Origin of the sequence: Rothia sp. HMSC069C01 (assembly GCF_001814655.1) — a bacterium.
Lineage (GTDB): Bacteria > Actinomycetota > Actinomycetes > Actinomycetales > Micrococcaceae > Rothia > Rothia dentocariosa.
In genome coordinates, this window is the sequence record NZ_KV817381.1 from 173,232 (window position 1) to 188,848 (window position 15,617).

Here is a 15,617-nt window from a genome sequence, read left to right on the forward strand (position 1 = left end):
TCGTGACACCACCAAGAACCGTTCAACACACCCGAAAACCCGGCGAAGTACTCGATAACAGCTTTATCACCCCCGGACGATTTAGCGAACTCGACGGGCTGCGCGGAATAGCGGCACTGGCCGTTGTGGCCTACCATTTCGGATACCCCGCCGTGCAGAACTACCCGCGCATCGCCCCCGAACCGTACTCTATTCCGCTCGGAGAACTAGGGGTGCAGCTTTTCTTCATCATCTCGGGGTACGTGATTTTGCTGAGCGCTATCAAAAGCGGTTCCGCCCTAAAATTTGGTATTTCGCGTTTCGCCCGCCTGTACCCAACCTACTGGTTGGCGCTTGCGGTTGCCGCGGCTGTGTATTTTCTCTACGGTAATCCCGGCCGGGATATTACGGTGGCGCAAACCCTGGTTAATGCGACGATGATGCAGCGTTTTATGCTGGTCGATAATGTCGATCAGGTGTATTGGACGCTCGCCATCGAGTTACAGTTCTATCTGCTCATGGGGCTCTATCTGGCTTTACGGCGTGGAAAAATATATCGCCGTGATATCACGATCGGTATTTTTTGTTGGACAACCTTAGGGCTGCTCATCTGCTGCATATCTCACCCGGAGGCGTCCCTGACGGGTGCCCCTAAAATGCTGGTGTGGGGCGTGGTTGCCGAGCATTCGGCTCTGTTTAGTCTGGGCATGGTGTTCTTTATGTACAGCCACGACCGCAGGTTTACCTGGCTGATGCCGTATTGCGCTGCGGCGGCCTCTATCAATGCCTTCCTGATGCACGATAGCGCCCACGGGGTGGGAGTCGCCATCATATGTGCGGTGTTTTTCGCCGTTATCTATGTGCGCCACGTGCCGTTTTTGGCGCGCGGACCCTTGCACGCGCTCGGCACAATATCGTACCCCCTGTATCTGGGGCACGCGATGCTTGGCTATATGCTGATCGATATGTTCTACCCCTGGGCGGGGGCGTGGGGCGCGCGCATATTGGCTCTCGCGCTGGTTCTACTCTGGGCGTGGTGCGTGCATAGTACGGTTGAGACACGAGTTTCTGCCGCCCTGCGTAACGTTCTGACACGAAAGCTGGTGAGGGCATGAGTACAGCCACAACTTTGACCGTGCTCTGGGTTGTTCCGGTTCCCGACTTCGGGGGAGTGGCGCGACATGTTCTTGACGTCGCCCGAACCGGTATTCCCGGGTATCGCCTGGTTGTCTGCGCGCCCGAGGGAAAACTCACCGAGCGCCTTCGCGAGCTTAATATTCCCGTTCACACCGTACCCTTCGGACCGAGCCGCGGTTTTAGAACCTCGTTCGCCTCGCTCGCACACGTGATTGAACGAGAGAAGCCCACTATCGTGCACAGTCACCTTGCCTATGCGGATGTTATCGCCGCCGCCGTCATCAACTCCCTCAAGATGCGGCGGCTTGCCAACCGTTCACTGACCGTTCCCACGCTCATCACTACCGAGCACGGAATCGCGGGGGATGATGCCGTCTACCACGGCACCTCCTGGCGTTCTAAACTCATGGAACAGGTGCACCGGGTGCGTCTGTGGGGCACCAATGCGGCTATTGCCGTCTCGCGCTCTACCGCCGAGCAGATGCGCCGTAAATGGGGCGCTCGCAGGGTGAGCATCATCTATAACGGGGTGGATGCGCCCCGGCTGCGCGCCGCCGTACACAAGCATCGCGTGCCGACCGAATCGGATGCGCCGCGCATCCTCTCGCTCTCACGGCTCTCGCCCGAAAAAGGTATTGACGTGCTGATAGAAGCATTCGCCCAGCTGCGCACCGTGTACCCCAAGGCGCACCTTGAAATCGCGGGGGAAGGTGACCTTGCCGATACCCTAGCGCAGCAGGTGCGGGAGCTGCATATCAGCGATGCCGTAACCTTCAGCGGGTTCGTCGATCCCCTAGAGGCGATGGGCCGCAGCGATATGGTGGTTCAGCTATCCATCTGGGAGAACTGTTCTTATACGCTCTTGGACGCTAAAGCCGCCGGATTAAAAACCGTGGCAACCAACGTGGGCGGAAACCCCGAAATTCTTGCCCCCAACGAGCTTGTTAACCGCCGCCAGAACGCATTCTGTGATAGCGTTTTAGAAGCTCTTATGCGGAACTGTGAAGCCTCGGCCCCTTCAGCATGGACGTGGGTAACCAACGCCGAGATGACGGCGCAGATCGCAGAACTCTACACTCAAACACAAAAGCATCAAGGACTAGCATGAGCACTCACCTAGGAACATCGCTATCGCCTAGCTCGCAGCACCGGAACGATAGCGCAAACCTCTCCGCGCGCGTTAGTCACGGGCTCAAAAAGAGCGGTGACTACGTGCGGGACAACAGCAATCAGCTGCGCATACCCGAATTCGTAATTTTCGGTGCCATGGTGTTCGCTACCGTGCTGCCGGTCATTAACCAGCCCCTCAGCCAGATTGCCGTGGTTATCGGCGCACTCTACGGGCTTACCAAGCCTGTACAGTACGAACTTGGCAGGTTTAAATCTCTGAAAACTATTATGTGGCTGGGCTTGGTCTACATGATGTTCGTATCGCTTTTGCATACCGCCAGTGCTGATGCTTTCGACTGGCGACAACGCTTAGTTCGCATGATCTTCACCACCATTCTGATGTGGAATCTTGCTGAGGGGCGGCTGCATTTTAGGTCCGCCATCGCCGGATATCTCACGGCGCTTCTGATCAACGTTCCTGCCTTCTATCTGGGAATCACCGAGCGTTCGGACGGCAACGTCCTGGTGGGTCTCCTCCACGATAAAAACTATGCGGGCCTGGCGTACGCTATCTTCGGTGTACTCGCTTTCGCCATTATGCGCACTATGCCCGAGCGTATTTTCGCCTTCGTGCTGGGAACTTCGGTGGTGTGGCTGACGAACTCGCGTACCTCCATCACGGCGTACCTGGTAGGCGTGCTGTGGGTACTGCTTGCTTCCCGATTCAACTTTATGGTGAGGATGTTCCTGTTGGGCGGGGTCTGGGCGCTTGTGCAGACGCTCGCCACAGACTATGCCCAGGTAGGGCAGTTTGCCTCGCGCGTGGGCTCCGATATGCTCCGTGAACGTATTGATGCGGTGGCACAGGAGAAAGCCGAAACTGCGGGGTTCTTTGGAAGCGGACTCGGAGAAGCCTACGCGCCCCTGCAGGATAGGAACTGGGTGTATCACAACTCCTACCTAGTGCTTCGTACCGAGGGCGGCTGGGTCTGGACAGTCTTCGTTATCGCTATCACGATTATCGTGGGGATGCGCATCTTCGTCTCAAAAACCTCCTGGACCGTCGAAGAAAGAGTGGGACAGGGCGCAGCGATAGCCCTGCTCGTCTGTGGTTTGAGTCTGGGCGAGGTCTTCTACACCTTTACCTGGGCAATTGTCATTGCTTATGCGGTTCGCGCGGGCGCTATAGCCCGGAACAGAGAACTTGGCATGCCGGGGTATGAGGCGGAAAACTTCGTGGGGGTAGACCGGCGTATCGAAATGCCAAAATCACCCGAAAAAATCACCGCCTATATTGCGAACCGGATCAAAAAATCCTAGAACCATCGCCAAATGTTTGACTATTCACTTATGATAATTGGCATATCGGTACCGAAAACCTAGAAAGATACACCCGAGATGAGTAAAGAACTCTACCTAGCCACCAATAACGGCGATATAGGCGGGGGCGAAGTCATGCTCCTGAATATCGCGCGGGCGGCGCGAGGGCTCGGTTACCAGGTTGTCATCATCGGTCCGGCAAACCCGCCGGATCTCATTGAAGCGGCCGCCGACGAAGGGTTCACTCGCATCGTACTGCCCGCCAAAACGCGCATACAGTATATGGTTCAGCTGCGGCTCTGGCACCGGGCGCACCGGGATGCGCTCCTGTGGTGTAACGGGCTGGTACCTGCCGCCGCTACCGGGGGACGGGCAGGGCGCATCGTGCACCTACATCAGCTGCCGACGGGTACCAACGCTAAATTAGTACCTTTTGCCCGCAAAAAGGCCCTTCAAACCCTCGTTCCCAGCGAGTATGTTGCGGCATCCGTACCCGGTGCGACCGTCTTCCCCAATTGGGTGCAGGAAGTCCCCCTCTCACTGGCGAAATCCACCGTCCCCGGGGTGGTGCGCATCGGTTATCTTGGCAGATTAACACCTTCCAAAGGGATTGGCGTCCTCTGCCAGGCGATTGAGTTCCTTAACAGTACTGTTACCCTCCCCGAATACCGCCTCGTGGTTGCCGGAGCGCCCGTCTTCACCTCCGCGGAGGAAGAACGCGAAGTGTCCCATGCCCTTGAGAACATTGAACGCTACACCGACCGTCTCGGTTGGAGCACCCCGCAAAAGCTCTTCGACACGGTCGATATGCTGGTAGTGCCTTCGCAAGCCCCGGAATCCTTTGGGCTGGTCGCTGCGGAAGCGATGAGTGCCCGCGTGCCGGTAATCGTCAGCGATGCGGGTGCCCTTCCCGAAGTCGTGGGGGAGGACTACCCGTATATTTACCCTGCCCAGGATCACTCGGCCCTCGTTGAAAAGATTCGACATTTAACTCAGGCTTTCTATCAAGAATCTGATAACCTTAATGACATTATTTCTGCGGCATTTTGGCGTTGGCAGGAATTATATTCACCCGATTCAGGCAGAGAACGAGTTCGCCACCTTTTAGAGAAATATCTCTAGAGGATTCATCATGCTCACGCTTGTTCCCGCCAATTACTCACTCTCACAACTACAGGACAGTTTATGGCTCACTATCAAGCAGCCGTCATCATCCCATCGCGGGGTGGAGCAGGGGTTTTACACTATCCCTTAGACGCGCTTTCTGCTCAGACGGAACGAGACTTTCAAGTTATCGTTGTCCTCGATGGTGACATCGACCAGAGCGAAAAAGTTGTTGACGACTATATCGCCCGCGGAACCTTGAACCTCACTAAGATTGTGTTCCCCGAAAATCTTGGGCGTGTGGCGGCTCTTAACGCCGGGCATAATACGGCGGATGCGGATATTTTGATTCGCTGCGACGACGACTTGGAACCCGATCCCGACTATGTGGCGAACCATCTTCGCTTACACCGCGACTATGACGGGGTGATCGGCACCCTGAACAATATTTTCCCCAAGACCGCTTACTCTCAGGTGTACGGAACCTACCGCGATGCAAAGTTTAAGGAAGCGGCGCTGGGCACCCCCGAATCCGAGCGTTGGCACTATTGGAATGGAAACTCGTCCGTCTCTGCAGAGCTGTACCGAACTATCGGTGGCTTCGATCCCGCCTATCGTCTTTACGGCTGGGAAGACGTCGATCTGGGTAAGATGATCGCTGATGCTGGCGGGAAAATTATAATTTCCGATGCGGTTGAAACGAAGCATTATGCCGAGGCGACCACGACCGCCGTGCGAGCCCTTCGTGCCCTGCACGCGGGCAGTGCGCGCACCATTTTCGTGCGTAAACACGGCGAAGATGCGCATGCGGCTCCCAACCCTGCCGGGCTCTGGGGTGCCGCGGTGAAGGCCCTCGCGGCGGTCAGTACCGAGGCAAATATCCGGCGAATAGGCAATACTCTCGATGCGGTACTCCTGAAACTTCCCGCGAAGATCGCTGAGAAGCTGGTGGCGCTGCAGGTGGAGGCGGCATCCTACGCAGGCGTGAAGTACCCGCAGCGCGCACGGAAGGTGTTCTAATGCTGAATCGAGTAGCACAATCCTGGCGCGGCGCATCCGCTCACATTCGTTCTTTGGCCTCGAAAAAAATCCCGACATCGGCGGAATCTCGGTCTGCAGGTTCGGTAGATACGGGTTCTGTCACCGCCCCTCGGCTCGCTATCGCTCACGACTATTTGACGCAGCGCGGTGGGGCGGAACGGGTTGTTCTGGCCCTACACCGGGCGTTCCCTGAGGCCCCTATCTACACGACCCTCTACAATCCTGAAGGTACTTTCCCCGAGTTTGAGGATGCGACTATCATCACCAGTCCGCTCAATCGGGTGGGCTTGCTGCGGCGCTACCACCGGTTGGCGCTGCCGTTGCTGCCGCTGACCGCATCCTGCCTGAAAGTTCCGGCGCACGTTGCGGTGGTTTCGACCACGGGATGGGCGCACGGATTCAAATTCACCGGCGAGAAACTGGTGTACTGCCATTCCCCAGCGCGTTGGCTGTACCTGCGCGACCAATACCTGGGCGACGAGAAAAAGAACAGTGTGATTGGGGTGGGGTTACGGGTGATAAACCCGCTGCTGCGGTTCTGGGATCAGCGCGCGGCGGCACGGTCGGAACATTACGTGGCGAACTCGACCGCCATTCAGGAACGTATTTCGCGGGTGTACGGCAAAGACGTACCCATTATTTTCCCGCCTTACTCCGGGGGTGCAACCCGCGTGGAAGAACCGATCGCAGGTCTGCAGGAATTCACGGCTGCGGGAGACTACTTTCTGCTGGTGTCGCGCCTGATGTCCTATAAGAACGTGGATGAGGCGATTAAGGCGTGCAATCGAGCGGGTAAGAAGCTGCTGATTATCGGGCATGGACCCGAAAAAGATAAGCTCCTCAAACTCTCGGGGCCCAATGTGCGCATTATTTCCGGGATTTCCGATGAGCAGCTGTGTTCTGCCTACCGGCATTGTCTGGCACTTCTTGCGGTATCTCATGAGGACTTCGGGATTACTCCGCTGGAGGCTGGTGCCAGTGGAAAACCGGTGATCGCATACCGCGCGGGCGGGTACCTCGATACCATCCGCGAAGGCCTCAACGGCGTGTTTATTGAACAGCCGACCTCGGAACAGATTGAGGCGGCGATACAGAAGTTCAACCCCGAAGAGTGGGATAAGCAGGCGATTAAGAACTACATCGCGCGTTTTAGCGAGGAACGTTTTATCGACGAAATCCGCCAGGCGGTTGATGAACTTACCGCATCCTCGTCCTCGGGCGCGTAGCCTCGGTTCGCCGGGGCTATATGAAGAGCCTTGAGAGTAAATATCTTTACTCTCAAGGCTCTTCATATAGTGGGGCAGGGCGGGTTTAGACAGCTTCCAGCAGCTCGTCTTCGACGAGTTGATACACAAACCCCTCAACCTCCCCGCGAATATCCTCGGGGTTCTGCTCGGTAAGCTCGGCGATCAGCTCAAGGGCCTCGGGCAGGGAAAACGGCTCCTCAAAAATACCCCAAATAATGGATGCTGACCCCTCCAACACCGAAACCTGCGCGGCCCGTGTGTCGGCAAGATACGTCGTGACGGAAGCATATTCGGAGATCTCCTCAGCGTGTACGAAGGCAACATACTCTGGGATGCGGTACCTCACCGGCGCGGTAGTAGTACTCATCGGGAACCGCCTCCCAACCCAAAACGCTCAAAGAACCTAGTGCGAATCTCGGCACGCGTGGGTTTATGCCCCAGTTCCATCGCCAAATGATCCTGATTGACCATAAAAATATTCTTGAGCGTGCGCATTTTCTCAGCGAATCCGCGTGCCGACCGCAGCCTGCCCACCCATTGAATATAGCTCGGCACCCGCGTGGAAACCGACTTCCATAGCAGGTAGTCGCGTTCGTGACGGTACGCCTCTAAGCCACCCATTGCGGCGGCGTAGGCGAGAGAAGAATCCAACTCGGCGGCGCGTTCGCGCAGTTTAGCCCAGTCGTAGGAGTCGAGAATATCGCGCAGATACTCAAGATCCGGGTCATAAGTGGAACTAGCCCTAGCGCGGTGCAGCACTACAATCAGCCGGGAATCGAGCACCGAGGGTACGGCACAGGAACGGTGCGCTATCTCACGCTGCATATGTGCCGCCCAGAGCTGCTGAAAAACACGTTCGGGATCTTTTCCGAGCCCCGGAAAGAAACGGTGAATATCGGTGAGACCCCAAGATTCGTGATAAAGCGTCATTGCATGTTCAAAAACGGATCCGGTGTCAAAATGCGCCTGAATACTCCAGCCGTCAGCTAAAAGTATGTGAACAAAAGTATTTACGTGAGAAGGCCGTACTAAAAGATCTGCATCGGTGCTATGTCTATCGGGTTTAAAAATTTCGGAATTAAACGCATATCCTTTGATATGTAAAATATCTATTCCGTGAAGATTCGCGAGCCTTTGAAAGTAGGCGTGCGCCAGCATAATACGCGCCTTGAGCGGCGTACCAGGTTTGTGCTGTGGTGTAGTGTGCACGATATCCTTTCACACAACGAATATCTTTGAATATAAGGGCGGGAAAAATAGTCCACCTATTTTCCCGCCCTTTATACTCAAGAATCTGATTCAGAAATTTTCTTAAGCTCCGTGCGCACCGGAAGAAACTTTCTTTTTACCATCCTTGGAATAACCGTAGTAGCTGGCATAACCTACATAACTATTGGCGTAACCAAATCCATAGTAGGAATTGCCCAGGCCCTTACGCGGAGCCTTATTGAGTACCACACCGAAGAGGTGTGAATTCACACGCTCCAGCACGGCAACCGCCTCGGTCATCTGCTCGCGGTGGCTCTTGCCCACGGTACCGACCATAATCACACCGTCCACGGCGTGGGAGAGAAGCGATGCGTCGGTCACCGGCAGCAGCGGGGGAGCGTCCACGATCACCAGGAATTCCTTGGAGAGCTCTTCAATAAGCTGGCGCATCTTGTCGGAACCCAACAATTCGGAAGGGTTCGGGGGAATACGCCCAGCGGGAAGCACAAAGAGCTTGGAATCCTCTACCTGGTGCACGGCCTCAGCAATATCGACCTGACCGGCAAGAACCTGCGTCAAACCAATTTTGGCGTTAATGTGTAGTTTCTTCGCGACGGTGGGACGGCGCAGGTCGGCGTCGATCAGGATGACCGGCTGCCCCGAGCTTGCCATAGAGCGCGCCACCGCCAGCGAGACCGTAGACTTGCCCTCGCCAGGAACTGCGGAGGTCACAATGAAGGAGCTCGGCGGGTTATCAATATTCACAAAGCGCAGGTTCGTGCGCAGCTGACGGATAGATTCGTGGGCAATATGGTCATCGTTGCTGGCATGCACGATGTTTTCTTCCGCCAGATCGTCGCTAACGGGCAGCACACCCAGAATATTGCTGTTTGTCGCTTTAATAGCGTCGTCACGGGTGCGGATGCGCTGGTCCACGGAACGGCGCAGGAAGATCGCCAGGTACACGAGCACTAGCCCGGCACCGGCACCGATGAGGCCGTTCTGCATGTAGTTGGGCGATACGAGAGGCGGGTTCACGCTGGCGTTATCCAGCGGGATCACACGGATCAGGGTATTGGTGGTATCGGACGGGTTGGTTGAAGAAACCTTGTTCTGAGCGCTTTCTTGGTTTTCCTCCCCAGCAGGCGTGGGGGTAGCGGTACTGTTGTTCCCCGAACCGTTCTTCTCAATATTTTCGATGTACTGAGCGGTGGCGTGAAGCGCCGAATTCGCCAAAACCCGCGCCTGTTCTGGGCTGGAAGCGGTCGCCCGCACCTTAATGAGTGAGCTGTTTTCTTCGGTAGTTGCGCTCAGGCTGCCGCGAATCGTCCCGATGCTCAGGTCAGAGTTCTGCTCCTGAATGATCTTGGCGACGGCTTCTGATGAGACGATTGCCGAGTATGAGCGGGCACGTTCTTTTGCGGCGTTTGAGCCGGATAGTACGTCAATAGTGCCACTCTGACCGACGGTCACGTACCCGGAGGCGCTGGCGGCATAAACTTTAGGCTGCAGCAGGGAATAGCCGAGCCCTGCGATGGCACCGATCACGATACCAGCAATGAGCAACAAGAGATTGGCTCTTGTGGTGCGCACAAAATCTAAAATTGTCATTTCTGAAATTGCTCCAGAGTGTTGAGTTTGAGTGGTGAACCCCGTGCGGGGCAGTAATTTTTTTGTGACTATTTGAGCAGGTGCATCAGATAGTCCCCATAACCGCTTTTGGCGAATTTGGTGGCGATACTGTGAAGATCATCATTGCTTAACCAACCTGCGCGCCATGCAATTTCTTCAGGGCATCCGATAGAAAGTCCCTGACGTTTTTGGACGGTGCGAATAAAGTTGCTGGCATCTGCGAGTGAATCGAAGGTGCCGGTATCAAGCCATGCTGTACCTCGTGGCAGTACCTCAACCTTTAGTTTACCCTGTTTTAGATATACACGATTGAGGTCGGTAATTTCTAGTTCACCACGCTGAGAAGGTTTAATGTTTTGCGCATATTCCACAACATGTTTGTCATAGAAATATAGTCCCGGAATAGCATAATCGCTTTTAGGTACCTGCGGTTTTTCTTCAATGGAGACGGCGTGAAAATTCTCGTCGAACTCCACCACCCCGTAGGCGCGCGGGTCTGCAACTTGGTAAGCAAAAACGGTTGCACCGTCTTTTTGCTCATATTTTCCAAGCTGGGTTCCTAAACCGGGACCATAGAAAATATTATCACCTAGAACGAGTGCAACGGGATTATCGCCTATGAAATCTGCACCTAAAATAAATGCTTGAGCTAAACCATCAGGTGAAGGTTGCACTTTATAGTCGAAATGTACACCAAAACGAGTTCCATCCCCTAAAAGACGTCTAAATTGTTCTTGATCTTCGGGGGTCGTGATAATAAGAATGTCACGAATTCCCGCCAGCATAAGAGTGGAAAGCGGGTAATAAATCATTGGTTTATCGTAAACCGGAGTGAGTTGTTTACTAATACCCTGAGTGATGGGGTGTAAACGACTGCCGGTACCACCGGCAAGAATAATTCCCTTCATAATATCTATTGTGTCATGTTTATCTCGTAACCTGTGTATAAATTACTCGGTTTTGACCGCTAAAATCTAAAGTATGTCTCACTTACTCGTTACCGGCGGTGCCGGATTCATTGGCTCTAACTTTGTTCATTATCTATTGGATAATACTGAACACACTGTTACAGTGCTCGATAAAATGACCTATGCCGCCAATAAAGCCTCGCTTGATGGTCTTGATGTCACCAGATTTAATCTTATGGTTGGCGATATTGCAGACCGTGAACTCACAGACGAGCTCGTAGCGCAGGCGGATGCAGTCATCCATTACGCCGCAGAATCCCATAACGATAACTCCCTGGCGAACCCAGAACCTTTTATTCACACCAACCTAGTCGGCACGTTTACTTTGCTGGAGGCGGTACGCAGGCACGGAACTCGCTATCACCACATCTCGACCGATGAAGTCTTCGGCGATTTGGCACTGGATGACCCCGCAAAGTTCACCGAAACTACGCCCTATAACCCGTCATCCCCGTACTCTTCCACCAAGGCGGGGTCGGATCTGCTGGTGCGCGCCTGGGTGCGTTCTTTCGGGATTGAGGCGACCATCTCGAACTGCTCGAATAACTACGGGCCGTATCAGCACATCGAAAAATTTATTCCCCGGCAGATTACGAATATCCTCTCGGGGCTGACCCCTAAGCTCTACGGCGAGGGCCTGAACGTGCGCGACTGGATTCACGCATCCGATCATTCTTCGGCGGTGCTGCGCATCCTTGAATCCGGCAAAATTGGCGAGACCTACCTTATCGGTGCAGACGGTGAGGAGAATAATATTACCGTGCTGCGCACTATTCTTCGCCTCATGGGTAAAGACGAGAACGACTTTGAACATGTGATAGACCGGCCCGGGCACGATATGCGGTATGCCATTGACGGCACCCGTCTGCGCGAAGAACTCGGGTGGGAACCGCAGTTCACCGACTTTGAGGCGGGTCTTGCCGATACCATCGCGTGGTATACCGATAACCGTTCTTGGTGGGAACCGCTCAAGGCAGAAGTTGAGGCTAAATACGCGAAGGCGGGGCAGTAAATGACGAAAGAACTGAACGTAAGGGCAACCGATATACCGGGGCTGCTCGTCATCGATCTGCCCGTGCACGGCGATAATCGCGGCTGGTTTAAGGAAAACTGGCAGCGTGAGAAAATGCGTGCCGCAGGTCTGCCCGATTTTGACCCGGTGCAGAATAATATTTCTTTTAACACCTCGGTAGGAACCACACGCGGTATTCACGCCGAACCCTGGGACAAATACGTTTCGGTGGCGAGCGGTCGAATTTTCGGCGCCTGGGTAGACTTGCGTGCGGGGGAGAGCTTCGGACGGGTCGTGACCGTCGAACTCGGCCCCGACACCGCTATCTTCGTTCCGCGCGGGGTTGGCAACGCCTTCCAAACCCTGCAGGAAAACACCGCCTACACCTACCTGGTGAACGACCACTGGTCGGCGGATGCTCTCACCGCCTACAGCTTCCTAAACCTCGCGGACGAAAGCGTCGCCATCGACTGGCCTATCGACCTGGCGCAGGCTGAGCTTTCCGAGAAGGACCGCAAACACCCGCGCTTACATGAGATCACCCCGCTTACCCCCGACCCTCTTCTGATTGTGGGTGCAAGCGGGCAGCTCGGGCGTGAACTCGTGCGCCAGCTGACCGCGCAGAATATCCCCTTTGAGGCGGTGGATCGTGATCAGCTCGATCTCGGTACCCCCGAAAAATGGCGAAACGCCTTCCGCTGGCGGTCATACCGCGCGGTCATCAATGCTGCCGCCTACACCGCAGTGGATAACGCCGAAACCCCCGAGGGGCGCCGCGAAGCCTGGGCCGCCAACGCTCACGGAGTCGCCGCCCTAGCGAGCGTCTGCGAAGAAGCGAATCTTCCTCTCGTGCACGTTTCCACTGACTACGTCTTCGACGGAACTCTGCCAGTAGGGCAGGAATACTCGGTGGAGCATCCCATCTCCCCGCTGAGCGTATATGGCGCCTCTAAGGCAGCGGGGGAGAGCGCCGCAACCGCGTGGCGCAAACACTACCTGCTGCGCACCAGCTGGGTGGTTGGCGAGGGCAAAAATTTTGTGGCAACTATGGCATCGCTGGCCGAACGCGGCGTGAATCCTGCCGTTGTGGCGGATCAGTGGGGGCGCCCCACCTTCACCCAAGACTTGGCGGGGGCGGCACTGCATCTGCTGTTTACCGGCGCACCCTACGGCACCTACCATGTGTCAAATAGTGGCGAGGTTATCACCTGGGCAGACCTGGCCCGCGCCGTATACACCGGCACCGGTCACGATGCCGCCCGAGTAAGCAACACCACCACTGCGGAATACTTCGCCAACGCCCAGGTCTTCGCCCCGCGCCCCGCCAACTCTGCCCTGGATCTTTCAAAACTTATTGCTGCCGGATTCACCCCTCGCGATCACCGCGATGCGCTCGCCGAGTATCTGCACCAGCTAGGCGGGAAACGTGAAGACTAAAATCCGTGACCTTCTCGCGCGCCAAGGTATACAGGTTGCACTCCTTGTAATCGCACTTGAGGTCATTACCTACTGGTCATACTTCATGCGTCTGACGGTGGTTAACGGCGATGCGAATGCCCACTACCTCTCAGATTCTTACTATTGGTGGAATAACGGCGGGATTTTCAACCCGCCCGAATGGGTTGCCTACACCTGGATGGGCCGCCCCGCCGGGAGCAATATTCAGGGCGGATCGTATGTGCTGCCGCAGGGCATCGCAAACGGTATTTCTCCGTGGAGTCCTACGGTATCGTCTATCACGTCGGCGGTGCTCGCGGGTCTTGGCGCGGTGGGCATGTACCTGTTGGTCCGTCAGCTGACCGGGCACCACCTTGTTTCGCTGATCGCCCTCGTAGGGCAATTCTTCGCCCCGGCAATCTTTGCAAACGCCCAATTCCTGGATTTTCACCGTGCCGCCGCCTACTGGCCCTGGGTCCTGCTCGTCATCTCCCCGTTATGGGCGTGGCATAAACGCTACGGAATTCCGCTTGCGGTCTTAATCCTGTGGCAGAGTTTCGTCGGCATATACCCGGGGCAGCTTATCGCCGCCGCAGTGTGCATTGGCGGGTGGGGTTTCGGGTGGATGATCGTCTCTCGAAACCGCGCCTGGATATGGCGTGTCATCGTCAGCATCCTCATTGCGGTACCGTTGAGCGTCGTCAAATATGTTCCGGCGCTATTATCAGGAACCGGGCAGCGCGACTGGAGTCCGCAGCGCATTCACTTGACTTTCCCAAACCTGGCCTCACTCATTTACCCGTACGATAACCCGGCCATGAGCTCGGATATTGCGATGCGCCCCTTCTTTATCGTGATTCCGCTTCTGCTCGCCCTCACCTTCGTGCAGTGGCGTTCACGGCGTAATCTGCCGCTCTATCTGCTGGGTGGGCTGTCAATTCTGCTGTTGGGGCTGGCGACCTTCGCCCCTAAGCTTCTATGGAATATTCCGGGTATGAGCCTGAGCCGTTTCTGGATTAACGATTTCAAAAACTTCGTTCCGCTCACCATGATTATTCTGGGCAGCCTGGGGCTTAAACGGCTTTTTGAGGGTAACGTGTCGCGCCGTCGCATCCTGGTGGGATGCTCGATCGTTGCTGCCGCCATCGTGATTTTCGGTCTGTCGCTATCGTGGAATCTAAGCCTTCCTCGCCTCGTGCTGATGCTCGTGCCGGTGGTACTTTTTGCTCTAACGGCGGTTGCTGTAACGAACTATACACACGGTTTATGGCGCTTTGCACGGCAGAGTTCAGCCCGAACCTTGGGCATCCTGCTGCTTTGCCTGTCGGTAGCCTCCGGGCTGAATTTCGCCTACTCGGTCACAAGCACGTGGGCTTCGGCACGTGAACGGCTTGAGGTCGGGCACTACGGGGCTGAGATTTCGCAGCTTATGCACCAAAAACAGGCGTGCGAACAGAACTACACGCGTCGCCCTGAACGTCGCGTTTCCGATCAGCCCGTCAAAGATTGGGACCACGATAATATTGCCCTGGGAGGTGCCTTCACCTGCACCGATTCCCTGAGCGGATACGCCAATGTTCAAGGAAGCTCGGCACTGCGCGAACAGCATAAGGCGTTCAAAGGCGAAAAGGGCAATGACTTTATTCGGTTCTATGCCGCTGCCGGTGCCGTGGTGCCGCTTTCGGGCGGGTCCTTCGCGGATCTTTCCGATGCATGTCTCAAGGAAGGCCGCTGCGCAGGGTTAGAGTACACCCCACTCTCGTACAGCAGGTTCGGCAAGATGTCGTACCGGGTTGAGGTTGAGCATCAAACCGAAGTTGCTCTGAATGAATCGTATTACACTGGCTGGACGGGCAAACTCTGCGACGCTGAAAACACCCAGAAATGCCACGCGATGGCGCTGTCTGCCGGTCCAGGGCGATACATCAAGACGGTTCTGCCCGCAGGAACATATGAGGTGAATTTGACCTATGATGCACCCTATAAGAATCAGCTGCAGGTCATCTTCTGGGTTTGTGTGCTTTTGATGCTCGCCTCGGCGGCGCTGCCGGTAAAGCGGCGCGCGGCAAGCGCAGAGGAGCAAAAAAGAAATCCTTGGGATTCCTTGCGCACCCGCCTCAAATCTGGAAAATCTGTAAGAATGTAGTGTTGGCCAAAGCGACGGCAAACTGTATCTCTCACCGGTAGTGGACCTGTTCAACCGCGAAATCGTCGCCTACGTCGTGAGCCGCAGGGCCAACAGTGACATGGTGGAGACAATGCTGCACAAAGCCTGCCAACAAAGGAACGATGCTGCACTCCGACCAAGGCGTACTATATCGTACGCCAGGGTATAGGAACTTACTTTCCGACCATTTCATGGTTCAAAGCATGTAGCGCAGGGGGACTGCGGGAGCGCTGCAGTTTGAAATTGAAAAAGCT

The 15,617-nt window shown here is 55.5% G+C and carries 13 protein-coding genes and 1 pseudogene; 10 read left to right on the plus strand and 4 right to left on the minus strand.

Going from position 1 to position 15,617, the window contains the following annotated elements:
- Positions 1–2 precede the first annotated feature (2 nt).
- From HMPREF2981_RS02825 to HMPREF2981_RS02850, 6 genes are all read left to right on the plus strand, one after another.
- Positions 3–1,094 (plus strand): acyltransferase family protein, encoded by a 1,092-nt coding sequence (locus HMPREF2981_RS02825; RefSeq protein ID WP_070660652.1) that lies wholly within the window; start codon positions 3–5, stop codon positions 1,092–1,094.
- A complete protein-coding gene (locus HMPREF2981_RS02830) occupies positions 1,091–2,224 on the plus strand; it encodes a glycosyltransferase (protein ID WP_070660655.1) in 1,134 nt (377 codons plus the stop codon). The genes HMPREF2981_RS02825 and HMPREF2981_RS02830 overlap by 4 nt, the downstream gene beginning before the upstream one ends.
- Positions 2,221–3,546: an O-antigen ligase family protein gene (locus HMPREF2981_RS02835; protein ID WP_070660657.1), complete on the plus strand. Its 1,326-nt coding sequence runs from the start codon at positions 2,221–2,223 to the stop codon at positions 3,544–3,546. Before HMPREF2981_RS02830 ends, HMPREF2981_RS02835 begins: the two co-directional genes overlap by 4 nt.
- Positions 3,547–3,624: 78 nt before the next feature.
- Positions 3,625–4,668, plus strand: coding sequence for a glycosyltransferase family 4 protein (locus HMPREF2981_RS02840; RefSeq protein WP_004006125.1), 1,044 nt, complete (start codon positions 3,625–3,627; stop codon positions 4,666–4,668).
- 63 nt (positions 4,669–4,731) lie between these two features.
- On the plus strand, positions 4,732–5,670 hold the full coding sequence (locus HMPREF2981_RS02845) for a glycosyltransferase family 2 protein (protein WP_070660660.1): 939 nt from the start codon (positions 4,732–4,734) through the stop codon (positions 5,668–5,670).
- A complete protein-coding gene (locus HMPREF2981_RS02850; protein WP_070660663.1) occupies positions 5,670–6,917 on the plus strand; it encodes a glycosyltransferase in 1,248 nt (415 codons plus the stop codon). Before HMPREF2981_RS02845 ends, HMPREF2981_RS02850 begins: the two co-directional genes overlap by 1 nt.
- A gap of 85 nt (positions 6,918–7,002) precedes the next feature.
- On the opposite strand, the gene HMPREF2981_RS02855 is transcribed toward HMPREF2981_RS02850, so the two are convergent.
- From HMPREF2981_RS02855 to rfbA, 4 genes are all read right to left on the minus strand, one after another.
- Positions 7,003–7,305 (minus strand): PqqD family protein, encoded by a 303-nt coding sequence (locus HMPREF2981_RS02855; protein ID WP_004006128.1) that lies wholly within the window; start codon positions 7,303–7,305, stop codon positions 7,003–7,005.
- Positions 7,302–8,147 (minus strand): nucleotidyltransferase family protein, encoded by an 846-nt coding sequence (locus HMPREF2981_RS02860; RefSeq protein WP_246825227.1) that lies wholly within the window; start codon positions 8,145–8,147, stop codon positions 7,302–7,304. The genes HMPREF2981_RS02855 and HMPREF2981_RS02860 overlap by 4 nt, the downstream gene beginning before the upstream one ends.
- Before the next feature lie 102 nt (positions 8,148–8,249).
- Positions 8,250–9,758, minus strand: a complete 1,509-nt coding sequence (locus HMPREF2981_RS02865) for a tyrosine-protein kinase domain-containing protein (RefSeq protein WP_004006130.1) — start codon at positions 9,756–9,758, stop codon at positions 8,250–8,252.
- A gap of 68 nt (positions 9,759–9,826) precedes the next feature.
- Positions 9,827–10,687, minus strand: coding sequence for a glucose-1-phosphate thymidylyltransferase RfbA (gene rfbA, locus HMPREF2981_RS02870; RefSeq protein WP_004006131.1), 861 nt, complete (start codon positions 10,685–10,687; stop codon positions 9,827–9,829).
- 73 nt (positions 10,688–10,760) lie between these two features.
- Here rfbA and rfbB point away from each other — a divergent pair, with 73 nt between their 5' ends.
- From rfbB to HMPREF2981_RS11235, 4 genes and pseudogenes are all read left to right on the plus strand, one after another.
- Positions 10,761–11,759 carry a dTDP-glucose 4,6-dehydratase gene (rfbB, locus tag HMPREF2981_RS02875; protein ID WP_070660666.1) on the plus strand — a complete coding sequence of 333 codons (999 nt, stop codon included), beginning with the start codon at positions 10,761–10,763 and terminating at the stop codon, positions 11,757–11,759.
- Positions 11,760–13,196, plus strand: a complete 1,437-nt coding sequence (gene rfbD, locus HMPREF2981_RS02880; RefSeq protein ID WP_070660669.1) for a dTDP-4-dehydrorhamnose reductase — start codon at positions 11,760–11,762, stop codon at positions 13,194–13,196.
- Positions 13,186–15,342 (plus strand): Tat (twin-arginine translocation) pathway signal sequence, encoded by a 2,157-nt coding sequence (locus HMPREF2981_RS02885; protein ID WP_070660672.1) that lies wholly within the window; start codon positions 13,186–13,188, stop codon positions 15,340–15,342. Before rfbD ends, HMPREF2981_RS02885 begins: the two co-directional genes overlap by 11 nt.
- Positions 15,343–15,361: 19 nt before the next feature.
- A pseudogene (locus HMPREF2981_RS11235) lies at positions 15,362–15,532 on the plus strand (DDE-type integrase/transposase/recombinase); the annotation flags it as partial.
- Positions 15,533–15,617 lie beyond the last annotated feature (85 nt).

Excerpts from the sequence above, each read along its gene's own strand:
- HMPREF2981_RS02830 (WP_070660655.1), top strand. The coding sequence starts at position 1,091 with ATGAGTACAGCCACAACTTTGACCGTGCTCTGGGTTGTTCCGGTTCCC.
- HMPREF2981_RS02835 (WP_070660657.1), top strand. The coding sequence starts at position 2,221 with ATGAGCACTCACCTAGGAACATCGCTATCGCCTAGCTCGCAGCACCGG.
- HMPREF2981_RS02840 (WP_004006125.1), top strand. The coding sequence starts at position 3,625 with ATGAGTAAAGAACTCTACCTAGCCACCAATAACGGCGATATAGGCGGG.
- HMPREF2981_RS02845 (WP_070660660.1), top strand. The coding sequence starts at position 4,732 with ATGGCTCACTATCAAGCAGCCGTCATCATCCCATCGCGGGGTGGAGCA.
- HMPREF2981_RS02850 (WP_070660663.1), top strand. The coding sequence starts at position 5,670 with ATGCTGAATCGAGTAGCACAATCCTGGCGCGGCGCATCCGCTCACATT.
- HMPREF2981_RS02855 (WP_004006128.1), bottom strand. The coding sequence starts at position 7,305 with ATGAGTACTACTACCGCGCCGGTGAGGTACCGCATCCCAGAGTATGTT.
- HMPREF2981_RS02865 (WP_004006130.1), bottom strand. The coding sequence starts at position 9,758 with ATGACAATTTTAGATTTTGTGCGCACCACAAGAGCCAATCTCTTGTTG.
- rfbA (WP_004006131.1), bottom strand. The coding sequence starts at position 10,687 with ATGAAGGGAATTATTCTTGCCGGTGGTACCGGCAGTCGTTTACACCCC.
- rfbB (WP_070660666.1), top strand. The coding sequence starts at position 10,761 with ATGTCTCACTTACTCGTTACCGGCGGTGCCGGATTCATTGGCTCTAAC.
- rfbD (WP_070660669.1), top strand. The coding sequence starts at position 11,760 with ATGACGAAAGAACTGAACGTAAGGGCAACCGATATACCGGGGCTGCTC.